This window comes from Candidatus Proelusimicrobium excrementi, from assembly GCF_937881865.1.
GTDB classification, from domain to species: domain Bacteria; phylum Elusimicrobiota; class Elusimicrobia; order Elusimicrobiales; family Elusimicrobiaceae; genus Proelusimicrobium; species Proelusimicrobium excrementi.
On the sequence record NZ_CALGEO010000091.1, the window covers coordinates 1 to 4,352 of the forward strand.

Below are 4,352 nucleotides of genomic sequence, written 5' to 3' on the forward strand. Positions count from 1 at the left end.
ACTTCGGGTGATATTTCCGGCGCGCCGGCGATGACAGGGTCTTTATCCGGGTCATAAGCGGGCTTAGGCTGTTTTTTAAGTTTAATAAGCATTTTATCGGCCTGAAGATTAAAATTAACATCCCCGGATGAAGCTTTTTCCGTATAACTTAAAGCCGCGCGGAAAGGATATCCGTTTAACCTGCCCGTAAGCGAGCTGAGGGATATTTCCTTAAGGCTTTTAACGGCAAGAGTCAGGTTTACCCCGCTGAACGCCCCCGCATGCGAGTAGTAAAAACCCGCCTGCTTAACGGATAGACTGCCGCTTACATCATTATTGACCGCTTTGAAAGCGGCGTCGACGGTCCCGCTCAAGCGATACTCCGACAGTATTGAAAAAGTTTTTGCGATTTCCGCAAAAGACAGCGCCGCTTTAACGTCGACGTCGTAAGAAAGTTCCTTACCGAAGCGCACTATCCCGCCCGCGTCTACGGAAGAGTTCAAAGCCTTGACGTTAAAAATGTTTACAAGCAATTTGCCGGCTTCGGTATTATAAGAAGCGTCGAGGTTTATGTCGATGTCCCCTATGGTAAATTCCGGCGTATCGGCAAAACCGCTTAGTATTTTATCCGAAACACCCGTGCCCTTCATTTTTAGACGGACCTGCGGATTTATGAAATTTTTGACGGACCCGGAAGCCTGCAAAGTGGCCGGGCCGTGCTCTACAACCAGAAGGCGGATATCGGAAGAAGCCTCTTCCAGCTTTAACAAATTTAAATCGGGATACAATGTAAAACCGAAAGGCAAAGCCTCCGCTTTTACCCCCCCGCCGTTATAAGAAACCTCCGCATTGACGCTTACGCGGAAAGGCGCGGCAAAACTGAAATCGTAAACGTCTAAAAACAAATTGTTTAAAGAGGCCGAAATCCCGGCGGATTCGTCTAAGTATGAAACTTCCGCATTGCGTATTTGGAAGCGTTTTACGCGCAAATCTTTTATGAAAGAAGAACTTTCCGAATTTCCTTCCCCGTCGGAAGTATTGCCTGCGGCGTCCGCAAAAAGCCCGTCAAAATTAAACTTGCCGTTTTTATCCCTGATGATATTTACTTTAACGCCGTCAATAAAAATACGGTTAAAATCTATCTCGCCCCTGATAAGTTTAAGAGGCATAACCTTCAAAGAAAGCGACTCTATAGACGCAATATCCCCGCCTTCGGGCAAACTTAATGAAAGCCCCTCAGCGTTAATCCCCGTAAGCCCGGCCGTTACGCGCTTTATTTGAACTTCCCCGTTTGTTTTGGAAGCTATTAAAGAAGAAATCTTCTCCTGAACGCTGTCCGTAGGCAAGAGCCAGCGAAGAGATAAATCCGCCGCCAAAAGTATAAGCGCGGCCGCGCCCGCGAGATACAGCAAAAATCTTAAAATAAGCCGAACAAAACGCATAAAACAACACCCCTTTACAAAATTATCCCCGATATTTTAAGATATCGGGGAGTTTGAATTTACTTGGCTAAAGCGGCTATTGCTTTAGCTTTATCGGTCTTTTCCCATGGGAAAATATCCCGCCCGAAATGCCCGTAAGAAGCGGTCTTTTGATATATCGGCCGCTGTAATTTAAAATAATCGATTATGGCGCGCGGAGGCATTTTAAAAACTTTCTTGCATATTGAAGTAAGTTTATCGTCCGCTATTTTGCCCGTGCCCAGCGTATCCAAATAAAAACCGACCGGCTCCGCCTTGCCTATTGCGTAGGCGATTTGCACTTCGCACTCCTCCGCCAAGCCAGAAGCCACAACGTTTTTGGCAATATATCTGGCCAAATATGCGGCGGATCTATCCACCTTTGTCGGATCCTTGCCGCTGAATGCGCCGCCGCCGTGCGCCGTACGCCCGCCGTAAGTATCAACTATAATTTTGCGCCCCGTCATACCAGTATCGCTCTGCGGGCCGCCTATCACAAACTTGCCCGTCGGGTTGATAAGATATTTGGTCTTGTCGTCGGCCCACCTGGCTATAACGGGTTTTACGGCTTTTTCAATAAGTTCAAGTTTGGATTCTTCCGTAATTTTTTTGCCGGATTTATCCAAAATCTCTTCCGTATGCTGCGTGGAAAGAACAACCGTGTCCACGCGCTGCGCTACGCCGTCTTTATACTCCACGGTAACCTGGGATTTGGAATCAGGCCCGACATAAGAAAGTTTACCGGATTTTCTGAGTTCTGCAAGATTAAGCAAAATTTCATGCGCCAGCTGTAAAGGCAAAGGCATATATTCCTTAGTCTCGCGGCAGGCGTAGCCGACCATAAAGCCCTGGTCCCCCGCTCCGCCGACGTTTACGCCCTGGCTGATATCCGGCGACTGTTTGCCTATAACGTTAATTACAGAGCACGTCGCATAGTTAAATCCGTATTTGGAGTCCGTATAACCTATGTTTTTTATCGTGTCGCGGGCGATTTTATCGACGTCGACCCATGTAGACGTCGTTATCTCCCCTCCGACTACCACCAAACCGCGGGTTATATAAGTTTCGCAAGCGACGCGGGCTGTTTTGTCTTTGGCTAAAATGGCGTCCAAAACGCCGTCGGAAATCTGATCACACACCTTATCGGGATGCCCTTCCGAAACGGATTCGGAAGTCAAAAAATATTTACCTTTTCTCATAAATTGTTCCTTAAAATGATATTATATCACTTATGAAGAGAATTTTCCTTTCATGGAACGTCAACGGACTGAGAGCCGTAGAAAAGAAGGGCTTTAAAGACTGGCTTATTAAAACCTCGCCCGATATAATCGGCCTGCAGGAAACAAAAGCCTGGCCCGAACAGCTTTCCGAAGACATAAAAAACATTGACGGATATTACGCGTATTTTTCCAAGCCGCAAAAAAAAGGATACAGCGGCGTAGGCGTTTACACAAAGCAAAAACCGCTTGCCGTAAGCGACTCCCTGGGCAGCGAAGAATTTGACGCGGAAGGCCGTCTGCTCTGCTTGGAATATCCCGAGTTCTACTTTATTACGGTATATTTCCCAAACGGAGGACGCGGAGAGCACAGAGTTGATTACAAATTGCGTTTCTACGCGGCCTTTTTGGAAATGTGTCAGAAACTTTCAAAACAAAAATACGTCATAACCTGCGGGGACGTAAACACCGCCCACAAGGAAATTGACCTTGAACACCCCAAAGAGAACCAAAATACCACCGGCTTTATGCCTTGCGAAAGGGCGTGGCTGGATAAGTTCTTCAGCGAGGGGCTGGTTGATACGTTCCGTATGTTCAACAGCCAGGGCAAACAGTACACCTGGTGGGATTACAAAACCGCCGCAAGAAGCAGAAACGTAGGCTGGCGGCTGGATTATTTTATGGTTGACGAGAAGGCCTCAAAACTTATAAAAAATGCTTATATACTAAGCGACGTTACGGGCTCCGACCATGCGCCCGTAGGCATAGACATTGATATATAAAACAGGAGTTAACAAATGAAGAATATAAAATTAATGATATTTGCACTGGCGGCGTTAACGCTTGCTTCCGCCGCATGCAAACAACCCTCGGCGGAACAAGGCGAAACCGTCGCCGCGGAAGTTATCGTAGAGGAAACGGTATTGCCGCAAGATAACGCCCAAGGCGCAAATCAGGCCGAAGAAGCTGACGCCGAAGCCGAAAAAGCCAACAGCATGAGCGATATTCAAGAGCTCTTTTCGGGCTGTCAGGAAGACGCGGACTGCGCGGTAGTGTTCCCCAGCTGCTGCAAAGAAGCGTACGCGCCGTACTTTGTAAATAAACAATACGAAAAAGAACTTGTAAAAGAATATAAAAGAATCACCGGCGAACCGGAAAAATGCCCGGAAGTTTCCAGCTGCCCCAAAAGCTATTTCGGCGGAGCGAAAGCGGCCTGCGTAAGCGGAAGATGCCTGCAAAGCATTTTTGACACGCCGGCTTTTCAGTAAATAAAATTATGATTAACCTCCCCCGGCGCACCCGGGGGATTTTTATCGCCGAACGCCTAGGCCGCATTAAATTGATTTGTGTTGATTTTCACGTCGGAAAACGTTAATATTTTAATCGTAAATTTAAAATACTGGCTAAAAAGCCTATTAATTTAGTAGAATATTAATGTCTTAGGAATGCGGCTTAGATTTTTGGCAAGCCGATGAAAGACAGTAGATTTACGCGCCCATAGCTCAATGGATAGAGCACCAGCCTGCGGAGCTGGGGATACAAGTTCGATTCCTGTTGGGCGCACTTTTAAGCAAAAGCCCGTTCTGAAAAAGAGCGGGTATTTTTTTATCATTTCTCGACGACAAATCCCCAATTTTTACTCACTTTCCTAAAACCCGAAAAATCGCTCATTTTTGGACACATTTGGCAGAATTTT

At 46.7% G+C, this 4,352-nt stretch carries 4 protein-coding genes and 1 tRNA gene; 3 read left to right on the plus strand and 2 right to left on the minus strand.

From position 1 onward, the window contains the following. Together ACQY26_RS04115 and metK are read right to left on the minus strand one after the other, a co-directional pair. Positions 1–1,421: AsmA family protein (locus ACQY26_RS04115; protein WP_428047846.1), on the minus strand; the 1,421-nt coding region annotated here is incomplete at its 3' end. Between the two features lie 59 nt (positions 1,422–1,480). Continuing rightward, positions 1,481–2,638 (minus strand): methionine adenosyltransferase, encoded by a 1,158-nt coding sequence (gene metK / locus ACQY26_RS04120; RefSeq protein ID WP_428047847.1) that lies wholly within the window; start codon positions 2,636–2,638, stop codon positions 1,481–1,483. Between the two features lie 32 nt (positions 2,639–2,670). Between metK and ACQY26_RS04125 the strand changes: the two genes are divergently transcribed. The 3 genes from ACQY26_RS04125 (at position 2,671) to ACQY26_RS04135 (ending at position 4,219) form a co-directional block, all read left to right on the plus strand. Beyond that, the gene (locus tag ACQY26_RS04125; protein ID WP_428047848.1) at positions 2,671–3,438 is read left to right on the plus strand and encodes an exodeoxyribonuclease III; all 768 of its coding nucleotides are present in this window, start codon (positions 2,671–2,673) and stop codon (positions 3,436–3,438) included. A 15-nt stretch (positions 3,439–3,453) separates the two neighbouring features. After that, positions 3,454–3,924, plus strand: a complete 471-nt coding sequence (locus ACQY26_RS04130) for a hypothetical protein (RefSeq protein WP_428047849.1) — start codon at positions 3,454–3,456, stop codon at positions 3,922–3,924. 223 nt (positions 3,925–4,147) lie between these two features. Further along, positions 4,148–4,219, plus strand: a tRNA-Arg gene (locus ACQY26_RS04135). Positions 4,220–4,352: the final 133 nt, after the last annotated feature.

Excerpts from the sequence above, each read along its gene's own strand:
- ACQY26_RS04125 (WP_428047848.1), top strand. The coding sequence starts at position 2,671 with ATGAAGAGAATTTTCCTTTCATGGAACGTCAACGGACTGAGAGCCGTA.
- metK (WP_428047847.1), bottom strand. The coding sequence starts at position 2,638 with ATGAGAAAAGGTAAATATTTTTTGACTTCCGAATCCGTTTCGGAAGGG.
- ACQY26_RS04130 (WP_428047849.1), top strand. The coding sequence starts at position 3,454 with ATGAAGAATATAAAATTAATGATATTTGCACTGGCGGCGTTAACGCTT.